Source organism: Streptomyces sp. V3I8 (assembly GCF_030817535.1).
GTDB lineage: Bacteria > Actinomycetota > Actinomycetes > Streptomycetales > Streptomycetaceae > Streptomyces.
Genome location: NZ_JAUSZL010000002.1, coordinates 4962165 through 4978683, shown reverse-complemented (window position 1 = coordinate 4978683; position 16519 = coordinate 4962165). Strand labels below are relative to the sequence as shown.

Here is a 16519-nt window from a genome sequence, read left to right as displayed (position 1 = left end):
GCGCTGTCCGGACGGCTGTTCATCTTCCGCCCGACGCGCCGGCCTCATCGGACGGTGATCGGGGCGGTGATCGGGACGGTGATCGGGACGGTGATCGGGATCGTGTGCGCGTCACGGACGTTCGAGGATCGCCGTCACGCCCTGTCCGCCCGCCGCGCAGATCGAGATCAGCCCGCGGCCGGGCGCGTCCCGCTCGGCGAGCAGCTTCGCCAGGGTCGCCACGATCCTCGCCCCGGTCGCCGCGAAGGGATGGCCGGTGGCGAGGGACGAGCCCGCCACGTTCAGGCGGGCCCGGTCCACCTGTCCCAGCCCCCGTTCCTCCCAGGCCGCCAGGGTGGCGAGCACCTGGGACGCGAACGCCTCGTGCACCTCGACGAAGTCGAAGTCGCCGAGGCCCAGGCCGGCACGCTCCAGCATCCGCGGGACCGCGTACGCCGGCGCCATCAGCAGACCGTCCTCGCCGCCGGCCACGTCCCCTGCGACGAAGTCGACGGCCGCCGTCCCGTACGCCGTCAGGTACGCGAGCGGGGTCAGCCCGCGCTGCGACGCCCACTCCTCGCTCGCGAGCAGCACGGTCGCCGCGCCGTCGGTCAGGGGCGTCGAATTCCCGGCGGTCATGGTCGGTTCGGGACCCCCGACGCCGAACACCGGCTTCAAGGTGGCCAGTTTGCCGACCGTGGAACCGGGACGGAGGTTCTGGTCCCGCGCCAGGCCGCGGAAGGGCACGACCAGGTCCTCGAAGAAGCCGCGTTCGTAGGCGGCGGCGAGTCGTCGGTGGCTCGCGGCGGCCAGTTCGTCCTGCGCCTCGCGGGTGACGCCCCACCTGCGGGCGGTGACCGCCGCGTGCTCGCCCATCGACAGGCCGGTACGCGGCTCGGCGTTGCGCGGGATCTCCGGCACGAGGTGGCCGGGGCGGATCCGGGCGAGCGCCTTGAGGCGGGCGCCCGCCGACCCGGCGCGCCGGACCTCCAGCAGGATGCGCCGCAGCTCGTCGTTGACGCCGAGCGGGGCGTCGCTGGCGGTGTCCGCGCCGCCCGCGACGGCCGACCCGGTCTGTCCGAGGGTGATCTTGTTGGCCACCGCGATGACGGCCTGCAGACCGGTGCCGCAGGCCTGCTGGATGTCGTAGGCGGGGGTGCGGGCGTCGAGCCGCGAGCCGAGCACCGTCTCGCGCGCGAGGTTGAAGTCGCGGCTGTGCTTGAGGACCGCGCCGGCCACCAACTCGTCGACCACACCCGGCCCTTCGAGGCCGAAACGGTCCACGAGGCCGTCGACCGCCGCGGTCAGCATCTCCTGGTTCGAGGCGGTCGCGTACGGGCCGTCGGAGCGGGCGAAGGGGATGCGCGTACCGCCGACGACCGCGACGCGCCGGGGTTCAACGGGGCTCATCTCGACCTGCTCCTCACCGTGACATAGGCTTACCTCGGGTAACCTTACTCCAGAGTAAGCACGGAGTGGGTACCGAGCCGTGCGTGCGCGAGAACGCATCCGACCGAGCTGGGAGCCGCACCATGGCCGACCGCTACCTGAGCTTCGCCGGCACCGCGCCCGGCCGCTTCCTGACCCGGCGGCTCGGGCTGCCGCAGCCGGTGCGGCTGCGGCGGTGGAGCCCCGGGCAGCCCACTCTGCAGGGCCGTCTGCTACATCTGACCGCGGGCAGGTCCGACCTGGACCTGGCGCCCCGGCTGGCCCGGTGGGGGCTGGACCTGGACCTCGTGACGGCCCGGTCGGGACTGGACACCGAGCCGGGCACGGGTACGGGCACGGAGAGCGCGGTCGCCGTCGTCCTCGACGCCACCGGTGTACGGGACGTCGAGACGCTGGCCGAGGTGCACGCGGCCCTGCACCCCGTCGTCCGGTCGGTCGCCGCGAGCGGGCGGATCGTGGTGCTCGGCACCGCCCCGGACCCGGCCGACCACCACCAGGCCGCCGCGCAGCAGGGCCTCGAAGGGTTCGTACGCTCGCTCGGCAAGGAGATCGGGCGGGGCAGGACCGTGAACCTCGTACGGCTCGCACCACGCACAGGGGATCCCGCACCCCGCACAGGGGACGCGGATGCCCGTTCCGCCGAGTCCACGTTCCGCTTCCTGCTCTCGCCCAGGTCGGCGTACGTCAGCGGGCAGGTGATCGAGCTCGGTGACGGCGAGGCGGGCGCGCCGGAGGACTGGGGCAGACCGCTCGCCGGGCGGACCGCCCTGGTCACCGGGGCCGCACGCGGGATCGGTGCGGCCGTCGCCGCGACGCTGGCGCGGGACGGCGCCCGGGTGGTGTGCCTGGACGTGCCCGCCGCCGGGGACGACCTGGCCGCCGTCGCGGAGCGGCTCGGCGGGACCGTCCTGCCGCTGGACATCACGGCGCGGGACGCGGGGGCACGGATCGCCGACGCACTGCCCGAGGGTCTGGACGTCCTCGTCCACAACGCGGGGATCACCCGGGACCGGCGGCTGGTCAACATGCCCGCCGAGCGCTGGAGTCCGGTGCTCGACGTCAACCTCGCGAGTGTGCTGCGCACGACCGACGCGCTGCTGACCGGTGGCACGCTCCGGGCGGGCGGCCGCGTCGTGGCGACCGCGTCCATCGCCGGGATCGCGGGGAACGCCGGCCAGACGAACTACGCCGCGTCGAAGGCGGGGATCGTCGGGCTCGTACGGTCCCTCGGGCCGCGGGCGCTGTCGGAGTACGGGGTGACGGTGAACGCCGTCGCGCCCGGTTTCATCGAGACGAGGATGACGGCCGCGGTGCCGCTGTTCATCCGTGAGGCGGGGCGGCGGATGAACTCGCTGGCGCAGGGCGGGCTGCCGGTGGATGTCGCCGAGACGACGGCGTGGTTCGCGAGTCCGGGGTCGGGGGCGGTCAATGGGCAGGTCGTGCGGGTGTGCGGGCAGAGCCTGCTCGGAGCGTGAGCGCTCCGCCGGGGCGCCGACATTGCTTGCGGGCCCGTGTGAGGGCGCGGGTGCGTCGTGGCTGAGCGCGCAGTTCCCCACCGGCCCTGGGTACCCGGGGCGCGGGGAACTGCGCGACCGGCCCCCACCGGCCCGCAGGCGGCCGTGTCCCCATGCCGCCCCTGACCGGGGCCTAGGAGGAAGCACAGCGATGGACGACCTTACGGATGCCGTGCCCGGCCATGCCCGTACCCGTACTCTCACCCGCTCGCCGGCCCTCTGGCCGCTGCTGGTCCGGGGGGCGCTGCTCTCGCCGTTCAAGCGGCCCCGGGCCGAAGTCACCGCACCCCGGACCCGGCTGGTCCTGCCCGGTGTACGGGTCGACCTGGGGCGGCTCGCCGCGTACGAGCGGGCGTGCGGGTTCGGGGTGGGGGCCGATGAACTGCCCCTCACCTATCCGCACGTGCTCGGCTTTCCGGCGGCCATGCGGCTGATGAGCGGGCACGCGTTCCCGCTGCCGCTGCTCGGGCTGGTCCACACGTCCCTCGGGATCACACGGCGCGGCCCCCTCACGACGACCGGCACCTACGAACTCACGGTGTACGTCGACGACCTGGTCCCGCACCGGCGCGGCACCGAGGCCGCCGTCGTCACCGAGGTACGGGCCGGCGGGGGACTCGTGTGGGAGTCGCGCAGCACGTACCTGGCACGGCACCGCACGACGACGGAGGGCGGGCAGGGTGCCAGGGCGGAACACGAACCTCTGCCCGTCCTTGCCGAGTGGCATCTCGCCGAGGGCGTCGGGCGCCGGTACGCGGCCGCTTCCGGCGACCGCAACCCGATCCACCTGCACCGTCTCACCGCCCGGCTGTTCGGCTTCCCGCGGGCCGTCGCGCACGGCATGTGGACCGTGGCGCGCTGCCTCGCCGAGCACGGGGCGCCGCAGGAGGCCGTGCTGCGGGCGGAGTTCAAGGCACCGGTGCTGCTGCCCGGGACGGTGTCGTACGGGGCGGAGGGGAGCCGTTTCGAACTGCGCGGACCCGGCGGGCGGCCGCACCTGACGGGAGAGGTACTGCCGCTGCACTGACCAGGACCGTGCCGCCGGCCCTCAGGCGCGGGGCGCCGCCCCCGCACCTTCCGGAACCGTCACGGCTTCCGGGACCTCCGGGGTCTCCGGGGTCTCCGGGGTCTCCGGGGTCTCCGGGGTCTCCGGGGTCTCCGGGGTCTCCGGGGTCTCCGGGGTCTCCGGGGTCTCCGGGGTCTCCGTCCAGGGGTGCCCCTCCATCAGGTCGCCCAGCCCCGCCCAGGCGAAGTTCATCAGGGTCGCGGCGGCCTGCCGGGCGGAGACACCGGGGGTGGTGTTCGCCCAGGCGGCGAGCGATTCGGCGGCGCCGACCAGGGCTTCCGCGAGGCCCGCGACCTCCCGCTCGGCCAGCGACGGGTCCCGGTGGGCCTCCCGCGCCGCGACCACGATCAGCTGGGTGACGAAGGCCACGATCTCCTCGCGCATCGAGGTGATCTCGGCGGCGAACGGCTCCCCGTGCGTACGCGCCTGGAGGTGCAGCACCGCCCAGCCGTCCGGGTTCTGCGCGGTGTGGGTGAAGAACGCCCGCAGCCCTTCCCAGAGTTGGCGGTCGGCGGGGAGGTCCGGGCGGACTCCGGCGCGTACCGCCGCGGTCAGGGCGGCGGCCTCACGCCGGATGCACGCGGTGAAGAGGTCTTCCTTGCTGTTCAGGTACAGGTAGACCAACGGCTTGGACACGCCCGCCAGATCGGCGATCTCGTCCATCGACGCGGCACGGTAGCCCCGTTGCCCGAAGGTCCGTACGGCGGCGTCCAGCATCTGCTGCTCGCGCACGGCACGGGGCATCCGTTTGCTCTTCGCTGCACCCATACGGGAAAGGGTATGTTCTGCGGGCGCTCACGCCGGGGCCGAGGTGCGGCGCCTGCGGCACCCGGCCGTCCTCGGGGAGTCCGGGGCGCGGTGCGCGGCGGTCTTCAGGAGGTCTGGCCCTGGGTCTGCGGGACCTCGCCCTGCGCCCTGGACGCCTGGTCCGCGGTCCGGTCCGCCGTCTCGTCCACGGTCCCGTCCTCCTGGCTGCGGTTGGCCTCGAGGTTGGACTTGACGCGGTCGACGCGCCGGACGATCTGCGCCGAGGCGCGGTCGCGCTCCTTGCGCAGGACGACGAAGCTGATGGGCGCGGAGACGACCAGGGCGAGCATGACGATCCACATGCCGTTCGAGTCGCCGAGGCCCCGGGGGGCGACGCCGGAGTGGACGAGGCCCCAGACGACCACGAGGCAGCCCACGAAGATACCGAGGCGCATCAGTGTGTAGCGGAACATCTCAATCCACTCTTCCCGTTCCGAACGTTCCCAAAGGGCACCGTCCAGTGAAGCACGCGCGGGCCGCGATCTTGTAGGGGGGTGCCGGAGCGGGGACCGGGTGCCGGGGCCAGGGCACCTGGGCCGGAACCGGGCGGGTGCCTCAGTCGACCCGGCCCAGGGACAGCAGCATCGTGATGTCGTCCCGGTCGTCACCCGGCGCGACCCTGATCGCGTCCGGCACGCGGCCGACCTCCTTGTAACCGCACGAGCCGTAGAAACGCTCCAGGCCTTCGCCGCCCCGGCAGGTCAGGCGTATCGCCTCGATGCCGTCGAGGCCCCGGGCTGCGTCGGCGGCGGCCGCGAGGAGGTCGCGGCCGTAGCCCTTGCCCTGGTGCCTGGGATGGACCATCACCGTGTAGAGCCACAGCCAGTGCGTCATCAGGCGGTGGGTGTTGCGGGTGAGGAAGGCGGTGGCCGCGACGGTCCCGTCCTCGTCGCGGCCTATGAGGAGACGGGTGCGGTCCTCCGCCATCGCGATGAAGTGCTTGACGAGCTCCGGGCGGACCGCCTCGGCGGAGACCGGGGGTACGAAGCCGACGGAGCCGCCCGCGTTGGACACGTCTGCCCAGAGGGCGGTGATGCCGTCCCGCAGGGCGAAGTCAACGGAAGGGTCGAGCTCGAACGTAAGGGCCATGCGGCCAGATTACGTATTACCCCGGCCGGGACTCAAGTGGCTGCCGGGGACGGGGTCACGCCCCGTCGCGGACGCGGCCGAGCCGGAGCGCGGAGACGAGGAAGAAGACGCCTCCGAGGAAGGCGTAGCCGGCGAGGTTCGTCAGCGAGGCGTCGTCGCCGCCGGCCGAGGCGAAGAAGGACGTGCCGGCGAGAGTGGAGACGGCGCCGCTGGCGATCATCGGCCACTGCCCGCCCAGCTTCCGGCGGAGGGCGCCCGCGATGAGCTGGACGACTCCCGCGGCGACGGCCCAGATCCCCCAGACCCGCAGCACGGCGGGGATGCCGGAGGTGGCGGCGACGGCCAGGGCGACGACCGTGAGCGAGCTGATCGCGATGTTCACGAGCAGCGCCGGGGCCGTACCGCCGTTCGTCCTGGCGGACCGGACGTCGACGACCGCGGCCGCCACGTCGAACAGCGGATAGACCACCAGCAGCGTCACGCTCACCGGCCCCAGGGTGTCGGCGGTCGCGAACAGCAGGGCGGCCCACACCGCGGCGAACGCGAAGCGCACGAAGTACAGCTTGCGCAGGGCGGCGGGAACGCCGGTGGGGCCGGCGGTGACACGGGAATCCACTGAGCTGCTCACAGGAGTGCCTTTCAAGGCGGAAGGTGAGGGAGAACGTTCGGTCACATGACAGCTAAGGGGCAGCCGGGCACAGCTGTCAATACCGAACGTTCTACCTCTTTGTTTTGGTACGCTGACGGGCATGAGCAGGAGCCCGGAGAGCGTCAGTACGTCCGAAGCGCGTGCGCGACTGCTGAACACAGCGACGAGGATCTTCTACGCGGAGGGGATCCACTCGGTCGGCATCGACCGGATCACCACGGAGGCGCAGGTCACCCGGGCCACGCTGTACCGGCACTTCGTGGGCAAGGAGGAACTCGTCCTCGCGTATCTCGATCTGGCCGACCAGGGGATCCGCGGGCAGGTCGCCGCGGCCCTGGCGAGCGGCCGGTCACCGGTCGAGCGGGTGCGGGCCGTCGCCCGGTCCATCACCGAGGGCATCCGGTCCCCCGGGTTCCGCGGCTGCGCCTTCCTCAACGCGGCGGCCGAGTACCACGACGCCGCCCACCCGATCCATCAGGCCGTCCTGGCCCATCGGCAGTGGTTCCTGAACACCGTCACACAACTGCTGGCGGAGACCGGCGACGCGCCCGCGGACGCGGACGCCCGGCACTTCGTCATGCTCAGGGACGGCGCGATGGCGGCGGGCTGCCTCTTCGACCCGGCCCTGGTCTCCGAGACCTTCCTGCGGGGCGTGGAAGGAATCCTCCACACCCGCACCGCCTGAGAAGCGCCTTCAGGGGCGCCTTCGGGGGCGCGGGGAACTGCGCGACCAGCCCCCGCGCACCCGCGGACGAACCATCTGATGCAGCCGACGCGGTCAGAGCCGCATCGGCTGCGGAGTGTCCCGGCGGTCCGCCGCCGCGGGCTCGTACTCGCGAATGATCTCGTACCGGGTGTTCCGCTCCACCGGCCGGAACCCGGCGTCCCGGATCAGGTCGAGCAGGTCCTCACGGGTCAGCTTGTTCGGCGTGCCGTAGTCGTCGGCGTCGTGCGTGATCTTGTACTCGACGACCGACCCGTCCATGTCGTCCGCCCCGTGCTGCAGCGCGAGCTGGGCCGTCCGGACGCCGTGCATGACCCAGAAGACCTTCACGTGCGGCACGTTGTCGAAGAGCAGCCGGGAGACCGCGAAGGTCTTCAGTGCCTCCGCGCCCGTGGCCATCTGCGTACGCGCCTGGAGGCGGTTGCGGACCTTGCCGTCCTTCAGGTCCACGAAGTCGTGCTGGTAGCGCAGCGGGATGAAGACCTGGAAGCCGCCGGTCTCGTCCTGCAGCTCACGCAGCCGCAGGACGTGGTCGACCCGGTGGCGGGGCTCCTCGATGTGGCCGTACAGCATCGTGCACGGGGTCTTCAGACCCTTCTCGTGCGCGAGGCGGTGGATGCGCGACCAGTCCTCCCAGTGGGTGCGGTGGTCGACGATGTGCTGCCGGACCTCCCAGTCGAAGATCTCCGCGCCGCCGCCGGTCAGGGACTCAAGACCGGCGTCGATCAGCTCGTCGAGGATCTCGGAGGCGCTGAGTCCGGAAATCGTCTCGAAGTGGTGGATCTCGGTGGCGGTGAAGGCCTTCAGGGAGACGTTCGGCAGGGCCTTCTTCAGCTCGCTGAGCGACCGCGGGTAGTAGCGCCACGGCAGGTTCGGGTGCAGGCCGTTGACGATGTGCAGCTCGGTGAGGTTCTCGCCCTCCATCGCCTTGGCGAGCTTCACCGCCTCCTCGATGCGCATCGTGTACGCGTCCTTCTCGCCCGGCTTGCGCTGGAACGAGCAGTAGGCGCACGACGCGGTGCACACATTCGTCATGTTGAGGTGGCGGTTGACGTTGAAGTGGACGACGTCACCGTTCTTGCGGGTACGCACCTCGTGGGCGAGGCCGCCCAGCCAGGCCAGGTCGTCCGACTCGTAGAGCGCGATGCCGTCCTCGCGGGTCAGCCGCTCACCGGCCCGGACCTTGTCCTCCAGCTCGCGCTTGAGCCCGACGTCCATGCGTGTACCTCTCCTTGTGACCTGTGACCTGTGACCTGTGCCGATGCGGCCTGTGCCGATCCGCGTCAACCGCTCAACCGTACTCCCGCGCCCGTGCTACTCCTCCTCGGGCAGTTCGCCCACCCGGTTCTCCCACTTCGTGGAGAGCACGATGGTGGTACGGGTCCTGGAGACGCCCTTGGTCCCCGAGAGACGCCGGATGGTCCGCTCCAGGCCGTCCACGTCGGACGCCCGCACCTTGAGCATGAAGGAGTCGTCGCCGGCGATGAACCAGCAGTCCTCGATCTCGTTCAGGTCCTTCATCCGGCGCGCCACGTCCTCGTGGTCGGCGGCGTCGGAGAGCGAGATGCCGATGAGGGCGATGACGCCGAGGCCGAGCGAGGCCGAGTCGACCGTCGCGCGGTAGCCGGTGATGACACCGGCCGCCTCCAGCCGGTTGATGCGGTCGGTGACACTGGGTCCCGACAGTCCGACGAGGCGTCCCAGCTCCGCGTACGAGGCCCGGCCGTTCTCCCTGAGAGCCTGGATGAGCTGCCTGTCCACCGCGTCCATGCGATCGATAGCCTTCCGCTGAAGAGTTCGTGGGTGATGACGGGGTACTGCGGCGTTGCTGTCGTGCGCCGTGCGTGGGCGGCGCTCGGGTGATGGATGCTCAGGTGGCGCGGGAGCCGCCGCCGAGTTCGCCCTTCCAGCGTCGGTAGAGCGTGTGCGGGACGCCCGCCGCGTCCAGTACGCGCCCGGCGACGAAGTCCACGAGGTCCTGGATGTGCGTGGCCCCCGCGTAGAACGCCGGGGAGGCCGGCAGCACGGTCGCGCCCGCGTCGTCGAGCGTCACCAGGTGCCGCAGGGTCTGCCCGTTCAGCGGGGTCTCCCGGACGGCGACGACCAGCTTGCGGCCTTCCTTGAGGGTGACGCTCGCCGCCCGCTGCAGCAGATCCTTCGAGAGGCCGAGCGCGACTCCCGCCACACAGGCGGTGGAGGCGGGCACGACGAGCATGCCCTTGCAGGGGTACGAACCGGAGGACGGCCCCGCCGCCAGGTCCCCCGCACTCCAGTGGCGTACGTCGTCGAGGTGCCCCTCGACGTCCACGGCGAAGGTGCCGGTCTTGCCGTCGGCTCCCCGGGCCAGCCATTCCCGCAGGTCGTCGCGCCAGTGGGCGTCCCGGAAGCTGATCCCGGTCTCGTCGAGCAGGGTGAGCCGCGAGGCACGGCTGACGACCAGGTCGACGCTCTCCCCGGCGTCCAGGAGCGCACGCAGCACGGCCGCCGCGTACGGGGTTCCGGACGCGCCGGACACCCCCACGATCCAAGGCCGCCGCTGTGTTTCTCCTGCGTTCACACCCCGAGCCTACCGGCGCGACGGCACTGACTCAGGACCGGTGGCGCGCCTTCGGGTCGACGGTGAACTCGCTGCCGTCGTCGACCCGGGCCGCACGGCGGCGGGACGGAGGGCCCGGCGTCCCGGCCGCGGGGCCGGACGCCGGGCCCGCGTGCCCTACCGCCGCGTGCCGGAGGCGATGCGCAGGGTGTCGTGGAGCGCCTGTGTCAGCTCCGCCACCAAGTGGCGCAGTTCGGCGGGGCCCGCCTCGCCGGCCAGTTCACGGGCGTGGCCGAGCAGTACGGCCGCCATCTCCAGATGGGTGGCCTCGACCACGTCGTCACCCGTCGCGCTCATGCCGCCTCCGCCTCACGGGTCAGGCAGAACTCCTTCGGCAGGTAGGGCCGCACGAGGCGGGACGCGTTCCCGTCGAGCGGGACCTCGGCTCCGCGTGCGCCGCGCCGTGGGATGCGGACCCGGTTCGGTACCGCGTCCCCCTTGCGGTGCCTGCCACCGCCGGTCGCGGGCTCCATGGTCCGCGCCAGCGACAGCAGCAGACCGAGGGCGGCGAGCTGAAAACTCAGCCAGGGAATCAGGGCGGGGATAAGGTCGGACATGCGTCAGCTCCTTCGAAGCTGGTGCCGTGCCCCGGGGCGAGTGCAATCGCCGCCGGGGCTTTGTCGTCCAACATAGCGCAAGAAATCTACAGGGTTCTAGGGGGAACTAGAGATCGATTACCGTGGCATACCTAGAACACTATGGGTGAGTGATGGAGTTCGAGCCGGACGTACCCAGGTGGCGCCAGGTGGCAGCCGTGATCCGCAGCCGTATCGAAGACGGCACCTATCCGCCGCGCAGCCGCGTGCCTTCGGTGCAGGCGATCGTGGCGGAGTTCGGCATCGCCACGGCCACCGCGGCCAAGGTGAACGTGGGCCTGAAGAAGGAGGGCCTGGTCTACACCGAGATCGGCATGGGCTCCTTCGTCTCCCCCGACGCCCCCGCCCTCATCAAAAAGGCCCGCGCCGACGACGTCGACGCGGGCTGAGCCGTAGCGGGGGCGGCGGCTAGACCGTCAGCCCCCGTACCAGCAGGTCCAGCAGCGCGCAGACGAACAGGGCTATGCCGATGAAGCCGTTGACCTGGAAGAAGGCCCGGTTCAGGCGGGTCAGGTCGGTCGGGCGGACGATCGTGTGCTCGTACAGGAACGCCGCCGCCACGATCACCAGGCCCAGCCAGAAGAAGACACCCGCGTCCGTGGCCAGCGCGAACCAGACGAAGAGCGCGGTCGTGACCGCGTGGCAGGCACGGGCCCCCCAGACCGCGGCCGGGATGCCGAAGCGGGCCGGGACCGACTTCACGCCGACCTCGCGGTCCGTCTCCACGTCCTGGCAGGCGTAGATCAGGTCGAAGCCGCCGATCCAGACGCCGACGGCCAGGCCGAGGATCACGGCGTCCCAGGACCACTCGCCGGTGATCGCCAGCCAGCCGCCGATCGGGCCCATGGCCTGGGCGAGACCGAGGATGGCCTGCGGGAAGTTCGTGAACCGCTTGCCGTACGGGTAGACCACCATCGGGATCACCGCGACGGGCGCGAGGGCCAGGCACAGGGGGTTCAGGAGCGCTGCCGCGCCCAGGAAGACCACCAGGGCGACCAGCGCGCCCGTCCACGCGTGCTTCACCGACATCGCGCCGGTGACCAGCTCGCGGTGGGCCGTACGCGGATTGCGGGCGTCGATCTCCCGGTCGATGATCCGGTTCGCGGCCATCGCGAAGGTGCGCAGCCCGACCATCGCGACGGTGACGAGCAGCAGCCGGCCCCAGTGGATGTTCCCGTCCAGCTCGAACATCGCCGTCAGCGCGGCGATGTAGGCGAACGGCAGCGCGAAGACGGAGTGCTCGATCATCACCAGGCGCAGGAACGCCTTGGTCCGTCCCGGCTGCGGCTGGGGCTGGGGCTGCGGGATCGCCGCCGATGCGCTGCTCACGAGAGTCCGTACTCCTTCCAGCGGCGGTCGACCTTCGCCGCCGTATCCGGGTCCGAGAGGACCATCTCGGGCCAGCCGCCGTCCCGGGTGTAGCCCTCCTCGGGCCACTTCCGGGTGGCGTCGATGCCCGCCTTGCCGCCCCAGAACTGCTGGTACGAGGCGTGGTCGAGGTGGTCGACCGGCCCCTCCACGATGCTCAGGTCGCGTGCGTAGTCGGTGTTGCCCAGCGCGCGCCACGCGACCTCGTGCAGGTCGTGGACGTCGCAGTCGGCGTCGACGACCACGATCAGCTTGGTCAGGGACATCATGTGGGCGCCCCACACGGCGTGCATGACCTTCTGCGCGTGCTTCGGGTACTTCTTGTCGATCGCGACGATCGCGCAGTTGTGGAAGCCGCCCGCCTCGGGGAGGTGGTAGTCCACGATGTCCGGCACGATGATCTTGAGGAGCGGGAGGAAGAAGCGTTCCGTCGCACGGCCGAGCGGGCCGTCCTCCGTCGGCGGGCGGCCGACCACGATCGACTGGAGCAGCGGGCGCCTGCGCATCGTCACGCAGTCGATGGTGAGCGCCGGGAAGGGCTCCTGCGGGGTGTAGAAGCCGGTGTGGTCGCCGAAGGGGCCCTCGGGGAGCATCTCGCCCGGCTCCAGCCAGCCCTCGATGACGACCTCGGCCTGCGCCGGCACCTGGAGCGGCACCGTCTTGCAGTCGACCATCTCGATCCGCTTGCCCTGCAGGAAGCCGGCGAAGAGGTACTCGTCGATGTCACCGGGCAGGGGCGCGGTGGAGGCGTACGTCACGGCCGGCGGGCAGCCGAAGGCGATCGCGACCGGCAGCCGCTCGCCCCTGCGCGCCGCCACCTGGTAGTGGTTGCGGCTGTCCTTGTGGATCTGCCAGTGCATGCCGATGGTGCGCTTGTCGTGGCGCTGCAGGCGGTAGAGGCCGAGGTTGCGGACGCCGGACTCGGGGTCCTTGGTGTGGGTCAGCCCGAGGTTGAAGAAGGACCCGCCGTCCTGCGGCCAGGTGAACAGCGCGGGCAGGGCGTCCAGGTCGACGTCGTCGCCGCGGAGCACCACCTCCTGGACGGGGGCGTTGTCCGACTTCACCTTCCTCGGCGGTACGTGGGTCATGGCGCCGAGCTTCCCGAAGGCCTCGCGCACCCCGACGAAGCCCTGCGGCAGCTCGGGCCTGAGCAGCCCGCCGATCTTGTCGCTGATGTCCGCGTACGACTTCAGTCCGAGCGCCTTGAGCAGGCGGCGGTCCGTGCCGAAGACGTTCATCGCGAGCGGCATCGCCGATCCGCGGACGTTCTCGAAGAGCAGCGCGGGACCGCCCGCCTTCTGTACGCGGTCGACGATCTCCCCGACCTCCAGGTACGGGTCCACCTCGGCCTTGATGCGCTGGAGGTCGCCCTCGCGCTCCAGCGCCCGGAGCAGGGAGCGAAGATCGTCGTAAGCCATGCGTCCCAGTATCGGCTACTCGCTACGCTGGCTCTGTAAGGGGGGCCGTTCAGGTGCACGCCCCCACGTGCTTTCCCACGCGCTTGCGCACGTACTCCCGCACCTACTTCCACAGCAGAGGAACGCCGCATGCTTCGGGTGCTGATGATCCTGGTGCCGCTGGCACTCAGCATCTACGCCTTCATCGACTGCATCACCACCGATGAGAAGGACGTCCGCCACATCCCGAAGCCGATCTGGGCGATCCTCGTCCTGCTCTTCCCGCTCGTCGGCTCGATCTCCTGGCTGATCGTCGGCCGCGTCCGCACCCCGGGCGGCTCGTCCCAGGCCCGGCGGGGCGGCTGGGTCGCCCCCGACGACAACCCCGACTTCCTCAAGTCCCTCAAGGAGGACGGCGACGGCAGGGGCAAGGACAAGGGCGGGAAAGGCGACAGGGACAGCAAGGACGGCAAGGACGACAGCGGCGAGGGTCCCGGGGACGCCGCCTGAATCAGCTTCCGGCCGCGGCCAGGCGGTAGAAGGCCTGCGTGGTGCGCGGGTGGGCCATCTCGTCCAGCAGGTGGCGCCACTCGGGATCGTCGGTGGCCGCGCGGTGCGCGTGGTCCCAGGCGGCCAGCAGCGGCGTGAGCTCGCTCTCCGGGGTCACGGCGACGAGCGGGGCGGCAGCAGCGGTGGCCGTGACAGGGGCGGTGACGATGACGGTGACGGGGGCGGTCGTGATGTCCATCGCGGTTTCCTTCCGGGTGGAGAGGCCGTGCACCTCTCGGAACGTCCGGTGCAACCATCCCGCCGTCCGGCCCCCGCCACCATGAAGCGGCCCACCCGGCCCGTGGTGTGGCTGACCCCACCACGGCCATGGGGCCACGTCCGTGTCACCGGGGGGTGGCGGCCTCGGCCGGTGCCTCCGTGGACGCCTTCGACGGTGCCACGCCGGGCGCGGTCGCCGGCGGCTTCGACCCCGTACCGGGGACCGCCGTCGGGGACGTCTCGGGAGGCCGGGAGTCCGCGGGATCCGGTACCGGCGACGGCGCCCGTGTCGGTGTCGGCGACGGCGAAGGGGTCGGCGGCAGGGCCGGCGCGGACGGGGAGCCGGTCGCGGGCGGCGGGGCGAGGGGCACCACCGGGGACACGGGCCGGTCCGGTGCCGCCAGGCGGACCGGCAGCGCCACGAGGGCGGTGACGGCACACAGCAGACCGGCCCCGGCCGCCGCCCGGAGCAGCCGTCGGCGGGCCGCGCCGCGGCGGATGGCCTCGTACCGGCCGGGCGGCGGGCCGAGGTGGTCGGTGCCGGGCCGCAGGATGACGGCGAGGGGGTCGTCGGGGTCGAAGTCCGGGCCGTCCTCAGAGTGTGTGATCAAGGCTTCTCCTCAGATGGGCGCGGAGCAGTTCTCGGGCCGCGTGGAGATCGGCCTTGACGGTCCCTTCCTTGCGCCCGGTGAGCACGGACACCTCCCTGATCGGCATGTCAGCGTAGTAGTGCAGCAGGATCGGCACGCGCAGCCGCTCGGGCAGCGACTGCACGAGCAGGCGTACCGAGGGGTCGGCCTGTTCGGTGTCCGGGCGGACGGCGGCCTCGGCCGTCGCCCGGCGCACCGCCCTGCGTTCGCGCTCCAGCTTGCGCCAGTGGTCCCGGACGAGGTTGGCGGCGGTGACGTAGAGGAAACCGCGCGGCTCCGCCACGGAGGTCCAGCGCGCCCAGAGCCGGGTGAACGCCTCCGAGGCGATCTCGTGGGCCGTCCCGTCGTCGTCGACCAGGCGGCGGCACCAGCCGGCGAGACGCGGGTAGAGGGCAGCGAACAGCTCGGACGCTGCCTCCTCGCGGGACCGTTTCAACGCTCTCCTGGTCGTGACACGTTCATGGGACTCGCAGAACTCCCGTGGCTTCCGGAACTCCCGGAAGTCACGGGACTCCCGGAATCCCCGGAACTTACGGAGCTTGCGGGACTTTCGGAACCCGGGCGGGACAGGGGACAGGACCGGGGACAGGACCGGGGCAGGTCAGGAACCGCCCGCGCTCAGCGCCGCGAACACGATCACGCTGTCGCGGTAGCCGTCACCGCTGCGCGGTCCCCCGCAGGTGATGAGCCGCAGTTCGGGCCGGCCCACGTCCCCGTAGACGTCGTCCGTCGGGAAGTCCGCCTGCGCGACGGTCCGTACGCCGGTGACGGCGAAGGACGCCGAGGTGCCGTTCTCCAGGCGCGCCACGATCCGGTCGCCCCGTCGCAGTTGTGCGAGCCGGCGGAAGACGCCGTCCCCGTACGCGCCGACCGTGACGTGACCGAGGATCACCGACGGGCCGACCTGGCCGGGTGTCGGCGAGTGCCGGTACCAGCCCGCCCGGTCGTCGGCCTCGACCGGAGGCACCTCGGCGGTGCCGTCCGGGGCCAGTCCCAGCCGCATGACCGGGGTGTCGACCTGGATGGCCGGGATGCTCAGCCCGACGGGCACCGAACGCCCGAGGGCGCGCACCGCCTTCCCGGCGCCCCGCGAGGCGTCCGGGGAGGACCCCGAAGTCCCCGAGGACCCCGAGGACCCCGGCGCGCTCTCCTTGCGGGCGGCACCGGCCCCGCCGGTTCCGGCGGCCCCGTCGTCGCCCCCTCCCCCGCCGCAGCCGCCCACCAGCAGGGTGGCCACGGCCGCGGTGACGAAGGCGCGCCTGGAGGGCAGGGTCATGCCCCGGTCGCCCGACGGCGGCGTACGACGTAGACGGCCGCGCCGCCCATCGCGAACACCGCGGCGGCGCCCCCGCCGATCAGGCCGCCGTCGCCGTCGGAGCCGGTGGACGCCACACCGGTGTCGGGCGCCCCGCTCGGAACGGCGGAGACCTCGCTCTTGCCCGGTGCCTCGGTCGGCGCGGTGCCCGGGGGCTTGCTCCCCGTGGAGGGGTCGGTCTCGGCCGGTGCGGCGCTCGGGGCCTTGGTGGCGGGGACGGGAGTCGGGGACGGCCCGTCGGCGAACGCGGGCACGGTGCCCGCCAGCACGGCGGTGCAGGCGAGTGCCAGGGCACTGAGGACAGTTCGGCGCATGTGGATGCTCCCTCTCATCGGTCCGCCCGCACGAGGACGTGACGGGCGGCGGGCGACTGCGTCATGGATCGAGCGGAGAGACGAGGCAGCGGTGGCACAGGTTGTAAAGGGATGGCAAAGTTCCGCGCCCCCGCCGCACGCGCCCCTACCGCACGCGTCGCCACCGCACACGTCGCCAACCGCCAACCGCCGGTGGCCGGCCACCGGTGGCCGGCCACCGATCGCTGCCTGACGAGGC

Annotated in this window: 22 protein-coding genes; 5 read left to right on the top strand and 17 right to left on the bottom strand. The window is 72.1% G+C overall.

Translation table 11 applies throughout. The annotated features are described in order from the left end of the window. Positions 1-111: 111 nt before the first annotated feature. A complete protein-coding gene (locus tag QFZ75_RS22150; protein WP_307539464.1) occupies positions 112-1389 on the bottom strand; it encodes an acetyl-CoA C-acetyltransferase in 1278 nt (425 codons plus the stop codon). A 122-nt stretch (positions 1390-1511) separates the two neighbouring features. Between QFZ75_RS22150 and QFZ75_RS22145 the strand changes: the two genes are divergently transcribed. Then, positions 1512-2903 (top strand): 3-oxoacyl-ACP reductase, encoded by a 1392-nt coding sequence (locus QFZ75_RS22145; RefSeq protein WP_307539462.1) that lies wholly within the window; start codon positions 1512-1514, stop codon positions 2901-2903. 190 nt (positions 2904-3093) lie between these two features. Then, positions 3094-3969, top strand: a complete 876-nt coding sequence (locus QFZ75_RS22140) for a MaoC/PaaZ C-terminal domain-containing protein (protein WP_307539460.1) — start codon at positions 3094-3096, stop codon at positions 3967-3969. 21 nt (positions 3970-3990) lie between these two features. Here the strand turns inward: QFZ75_RS22140 and QFZ75_RS22135 are convergent, their stop codons facing one another. The 4 genes from QFZ75_RS22135 to QFZ75_RS22120 all read right to left on the bottom strand — a co-directional run bounded on the left by QFZ75_RS22135 (position 3991) and on the right by QFZ75_RS22120 (position 6532). Further along, complete coding sequence (locus QFZ75_RS22135; protein WP_307539459.1) at positions 3991-4776, bottom strand: TetR/AcrR family transcriptional regulator; 786 nt, start codon at positions 4774-4776, stop codon at positions 3991-3993. Positions 4777-4880: 104 nt separating this feature from the next. After that, the gene (locus tag QFZ75_RS22130) at positions 4881-5228 is read right to left on the bottom strand and encodes a DUF4229 domain-containing protein (protein ID WP_307539457.1); all 348 of its coding nucleotides are present in this window, start codon (positions 5226-5228) and stop codon (positions 4881-4883) included. A 142-nt stretch (positions 5229-5370) separates the two neighbouring features. After that, a complete protein-coding gene (locus QFZ75_RS22125; RefSeq protein ID WP_307539455.1) occupies positions 5371-5904 on the bottom strand; it encodes a GNAT family N-acetyltransferase in 534 nt (177 codons plus the stop codon). A gap of 55 nt (positions 5905-5959) precedes the next feature. Beyond that, positions 5960-6532 (bottom strand): hypothetical protein, encoded by a 573-nt coding sequence (locus QFZ75_RS22120; RefSeq protein WP_373465919.1) that lies wholly within the window; start codon positions 6530-6532, stop codon positions 5960-5962. Positions 6533-6653: 121 nt separating this feature from the next. On the opposite strand from QFZ75_RS22120, the gene QFZ75_RS22115 reads away from it, so the two are divergent. Further along, a complete protein-coding gene (locus tag QFZ75_RS22115; RefSeq protein ID WP_307539454.1) occupies positions 6654-7238 on the top strand; it encodes a TetR/AcrR family transcriptional regulator in 585 nt (194 codons plus the stop codon). Positions 7239-7331: 93 nt separating this feature from the next. On the opposite strand, the gene mqnE is transcribed toward QFZ75_RS22115, so the two are convergent. The 5 genes from mqnE to QFZ75_RS22090 all read right to left on the bottom strand — a co-directional run bounded on the left by mqnE (position 7332) and on the right by QFZ75_RS22090 (position 10430). Then, the gene (mqnE, locus tag QFZ75_RS22110; RefSeq protein WP_307539451.1) at positions 7332-8495 is read right to left on the bottom strand and encodes an aminofutalosine synthase MqnE; all 1164 of its coding nucleotides are present in this window, start codon (positions 8493-8495) and stop codon (positions 7332-7334) included. 96 nt (positions 8496-8591) lie between these two features. Beyond that, complete coding sequence (locus QFZ75_RS22105) at positions 8592-9047, bottom strand: Lrp/AsnC family transcriptional regulator (protein WP_307539450.1); 456 nt, start codon at positions 9045-9047, stop codon at positions 8592-8594. A 100-nt stretch (positions 9048-9147) separates the two neighbouring features. Next, the gene (locus QFZ75_RS22100) at positions 9148-9834 is read right to left on the bottom strand and encodes a UbiX family flavin prenyltransferase (protein ID WP_307539448.1); all 687 of its coding nucleotides are present in this window, start codon (positions 9832-9834) and stop codon (positions 9148-9150) included. Positions 9835-9990: 156 nt separating this feature from the next. Then, a complete protein-coding gene (locus QFZ75_RS22095; protein ID WP_307539446.1) occupies positions 9991-10170 on the bottom strand; it encodes a hypothetical protein in 180 nt (59 codons plus the stop codon). After that, complete coding sequence (locus QFZ75_RS22090) at positions 10167-10430, bottom strand: hypothetical protein (protein ID WP_307539444.1); 264 nt, start codon at positions 10428-10430, stop codon at positions 10167-10169. Before QFZ75_RS22090 ends, QFZ75_RS22095 begins: the two co-directional genes overlap by 4 nt. Before the next feature lie 152 nt (positions 10431-10582). On the opposite strand from QFZ75_RS22090, the gene QFZ75_RS22085 reads away from it, so the two are divergent. Next, entirely contained in the window at positions 10583-10858 is a 276-nt protein-coding gene (locus QFZ75_RS22085) for a GntR family transcriptional regulator (protein WP_307544680.1), read from the top strand. 19 nt (positions 10859-10877) lie between these two features. Here the strand turns inward: QFZ75_RS22085 and mqnP are convergent, their stop codons facing one another. Next, positions 10878-11798 carry a menaquinone biosynthesis prenyltransferase MqnP gene (gene mqnP, locus QFZ75_RS22080; RefSeq protein WP_307539440.1) on the bottom strand — a complete coding sequence of 307 codons (921 nt, stop codon included), beginning with the start codon at positions 11796-11798 and terminating at the stop codon, positions 10878-10880. After that, complete coding sequence (locus tag QFZ75_RS22075) at positions 11795-13255, bottom strand: menaquinone biosynthesis decarboxylase (RefSeq protein ID WP_307539439.1); 1461 nt, start codon at positions 13253-13255, stop codon at positions 11795-11797. The genes mqnP and QFZ75_RS22075 overlap by 4 nt, the downstream gene beginning before the upstream one ends. Positions 13256-13384: 129 nt before the next feature. Here QFZ75_RS22075 and QFZ75_RS22070 point away from each other — a divergent pair, with 129 nt between their 5' ends. Next, on the top strand, positions 13385-13744 hold the full coding sequence (locus QFZ75_RS22070) for a PLD nuclease N-terminal domain-containing protein (protein ID WP_307539437.1): 360 nt from the start codon (positions 13385-13387) through the stop codon (positions 13742-13744). Position 13745: 1 nt separating this feature from the next. Here the strand turns inward: QFZ75_RS22070 and QFZ75_RS22065 are convergent, their stop codons facing one another. The 5 genes from QFZ75_RS22065 to QFZ75_RS22045 all read right to left on the bottom strand — a co-directional run bounded on the left by QFZ75_RS22065 (position 13746) and on the right by QFZ75_RS22045 (position 16281). Beyond that, a complete protein-coding gene (locus tag QFZ75_RS22065) occupies positions 13746-13982 on the bottom strand; it encodes a hypothetical protein (protein WP_307539435.1) in 237 nt (78 codons plus the stop codon). Between the two features lie 145 nt (positions 13983-14127). Further along, positions 14128-14613 (bottom strand): hypothetical protein, encoded by a 486-nt coding sequence (locus tag QFZ75_RS22060; protein WP_307539433.1) that lies wholly within the window; start codon positions 14611-14613, stop codon positions 14128-14130. Then, on the bottom strand, positions 14597-15088 hold the full coding sequence (locus QFZ75_RS22055) for an RNA polymerase sigma factor (protein ID WP_307539431.1): 492 nt from the start codon (positions 15086-15088) through the stop codon (positions 14597-14599). The genes QFZ75_RS22060 and QFZ75_RS22055 overlap by 17 nt, the downstream gene beginning before the upstream one ends. Before the next feature lie 165 nt (positions 15089-15253). Continuing rightward, positions 15254-15928 carry a class F sortase gene (locus tag QFZ75_RS22050; protein WP_307539429.1) on the bottom strand — a complete coding sequence of 225 codons (675 nt, stop codon included), beginning with the start codon at positions 15926-15928 and terminating at the stop codon, positions 15254-15256. Beyond that, the gene (locus tag QFZ75_RS22045) at positions 15925-16281 is read right to left on the bottom strand and encodes a sortase-dependent protein (RefSeq protein WP_307539427.1); all 357 of its coding nucleotides are present in this window, start codon (positions 16279-16281) and stop codon (positions 15925-15927) included. Before QFZ75_RS22045 ends, QFZ75_RS22050 begins: the two co-directional genes overlap by 4 nt. Between the last annotated feature and the right edge of the window lie 238 nt (positions 16282-16519).